Consider the following 2,448-nt stretch of genomic DNA (forward strand, 5'->3'; position numbering starts at 1 on the left):
GTCCTCGATGGCGAGCGAGCGGATCTCCTCCGGCGCCGCGGACGAGCCCCTCCTGAGGGGCCTGCTGTGGGCCGCGGAGCCCGCGCCGGAGGAGATCCGCTCGCTCGCCATCGAGGACCTGGCGCTCCTGGGTGACGCGCGCGCCCTGGACCCGCTGGCCGCGTTCATCTGGGACCCCAACCCGCGCATCCAGCAGGCCGCGTTGCGCGCGGTGGCCCTCTTCCAGCACCGCCGCGCCGAGGAGATCCTGGGCAACGTCGTGCGCCACCCGCGCCTGCCGGACGCGCTGAAGATTCAAGCGCTGGGAGGTCTTCTGTATCAGCGCACCCCCACCGCCCGCCGGGTGGTGCAGGACGTGGCCGCGGACAGCCGCGTGGGCTACGCGGTGCAGAACGCCGCGCGCTCGGTGGCGTCGCAGTGGGAGGCCGCCCCGGCCGCCGCGCCCTGAGACACGCCTGCCTGTCTGCCCTCCAGGCCTGACGCCGCCCTGGCCCGCCCAAGCCGATTCCTGGAGTGCGCGCGTGTATGGGTTAGACTGGGGCACATGAAGATCACCCCCCTCGACATCCGGCAGAAGCGCTTCGAGACGGTGATGCGCGGCTTCGCGCGTCCCGAAGTCGGCGCGTACCTGGAGCTGATCGCCGGCGAGTTCGAGGAGGTGGTGAAGGAGAACATCGCGCTCAAGGAGGAGCTGAAGCGCACGCAGGCGCGGCTCGAGCAGCATCAGGAGCGCGAGCGCACCCTCCAGGAGACGATGGTCACCGCCCAGCGCATCAGCGAGGACCTGAAGGACGCCGCGAAGAAGGAAGCGGAGATCATCATCGCGGACGCGGAGCACCAGGCGGAGAAGATCGTCCACGGCGCGCACCAGCGGCTGGTGCAGGTGGTGGAGGACATCAACGAGCTCAAGCGCCAGCGCACCCAGTTCGAGTCGCAGGTGCGCTCCGTGGTGGAGGCCCACCGCAAGCTGCTGGAGACCTTCGCCGCGCCCACCTTCGCGGACCGCGACTACGCGCGCGTGGAGGACAACGTCGCGTTCCTGTCGCAGAAGAAGGCCACCTCCAACGACTAGCGTCGCGCGCATGCCCGCCCCCTGGCTCAAAGCCATACCCGCAGGGGTGGAGCTGACGGTGCTCGTCCAGCCGCGCGCGTCCCGCACCCGGGTGGTGGGCGAGCATGACGGCCAGCTGAAGATCCAGCTCGCCGCGCCGCCCGTGGATGGCGAAGCGAATGCGGCCCTGGTGGAATTCATCGCCAAAACGCTGGGCGTGCCGCGTCGCCAGGTGACACTCGTGGCGGGTGACACGTCGCGCCGTAAGCGATTGAGGGTGGAAGGGGTTGATGCGGCGGCGGCCGAGGCTGTTATCTCTGGTGGACCGTGAGGCCACGCATGCTCCGCCTGTTCGCCTTCCTGATGATGCTGCTGGCCTCGCCGGGCGTGTTCGCGCAGGAGGCAGGTCCGCGGGGCATCCACGCCACGGAGGCCGTCGTCACGGACACCGCGCTCGTGCCCCACGCCCGCCCTGCCATCGTCGCGGGGGAGCTGAAGACGCAGCGCTTCGTCATCCTGCACACCGCGAAGGCGGCGGGCGCGGCCAGGGCCCTGGCCGGGCAGATTGAAGGCGTGCGGGACGCCTTCGGCGCGATGCTGGGGCGAGACTGGCCGGGCACCACCGAAATCCGCCTGGGCGTGGGCCGCCAGGAGTTCGAGGCGCTGGCGCTCCCCGGTGGCAGGCCTCCGGGCTGGGCCGTGGCGCTCGCCTACCCCGGGCATCAGATCATCCTGCTGGACGCGCTCAGCCTGAGCGACGCGGAGGGGCCCACCACGCTGCGGCACGAGCTGGCGCACGTGGCGCTGGGCCAGCTGGCGAAGGACTGGCCGCGCTGGTTCCAGGAGGGCGTGGCGCAGAACCTCACCGACGAGCGCTACTCCGTCGCCCACTACGGCGCCCTCTTCCGCGCGGTGACGCAGGAGCGCGTCTTCCACTTCGAGGACCTGTCCGACGACTGGCCGGACGTCCCCGCGGACGTCGAGATCGCCTACGCGCAGAGCGCCGCCTTCGTGGCCTTCCTCACCGGCAAGCACGGCTCGCACGCCATGGGCCTGCTGGTGGACGGCGTGCGCGCGGGTGAGCCGTTCGAACAGGCCTTCGGCAAGGCCTTCCGCACGTCGCTGCTGCTGGAGGAGCAGGACTGGCGCGAGGGGCTCGCGGCCCGCTACGGCTGGCTGCCGCTCACCACCAGCTCCGCGCTCCTGTGGCTCACCGCCTCCGTGCTGTGCGTGGCCGCCTTCGTGCGCCGCATGCGCCAGAAGTCCGCGCGGATGACAGAGCTGGCCGCGGAGGACGCCGCCGAGGACGCCGCGCTGCGCCTGCTCGCCGCCGCCCGCGCCGCGGGGCCCGTGCCCGTGGACGGCTCCGCGCCGCTGTCCCCCGCCCTCCCCTGGCC

Annotated in this window: 4 protein-coding genes; all 4 read left to right on the forward strand. The window is 72.0% G+C overall.

Going from position 1 to position 2,448, the window contains the following annotated elements; translation table 11 throughout:
* The coding region (locus D7W82_RS39290) for a HEAT repeat domain-containing protein (RefSeq protein ID WP_233588209.1) at positions 1-448 on the forward strand (448 nt) is incomplete at its 5' end.
* A gap of 96 nt (positions 449-544) precedes the next feature.
* Entirely contained in the window at positions 545-1,072 is a 528-nt protein-coding gene (locus tag D7W82_RS39295) for a DivIVA domain-containing protein (RefSeq protein ID WP_014397740.1), read from the forward strand.
* Positions 1,073-1,082: 10 nt separating this feature from the next.
* Positions 1,083-1,382 carry a DUF167 domain-containing protein gene (locus tag D7W82_RS39300; RefSeq protein ID WP_120623138.1) on the forward strand — a complete coding sequence of 100 codons (300 nt, stop codon included), beginning with the start codon at positions 1,083-1,085 and terminating at the stop codon, positions 1,380-1,382.
* Positions 1,383-1,390: 8 nt separating this feature from the next.
* Positions 1,391-2,448: peptidase MA family metallohydrolase (locus D7W82_RS39305; RefSeq protein ID WP_233588210.1), on the forward strand; the 1,058-nt coding region annotated here is incomplete at its 3' end.

Source organism: Corallococcus sp. CA049B (assembly GCF_003611685.1).
Lineage (GTDB): Bacteria > Myxococcota > Myxococcia > Myxococcales > Myxococcaceae > Corallococcus > Corallococcus coralloides.

What these genes read in the sequence shown, in the direction of transcription:
- D7W82_RS39295 (WP_014397740.1), top strand. Translation starts at nt 545, where the DNA reads ATGAAGATCACCCCCCTCGACATCCGGCAGAAGCGCTTCGAGACGGTG.
- D7W82_RS39300 (WP_120623138.1), top strand. Translation starts at nt 1,083, where the DNA reads ATGCCCGCCCCCTGGCTCAAAGCCATACCCGCAGGGGTGGAGCTGACG.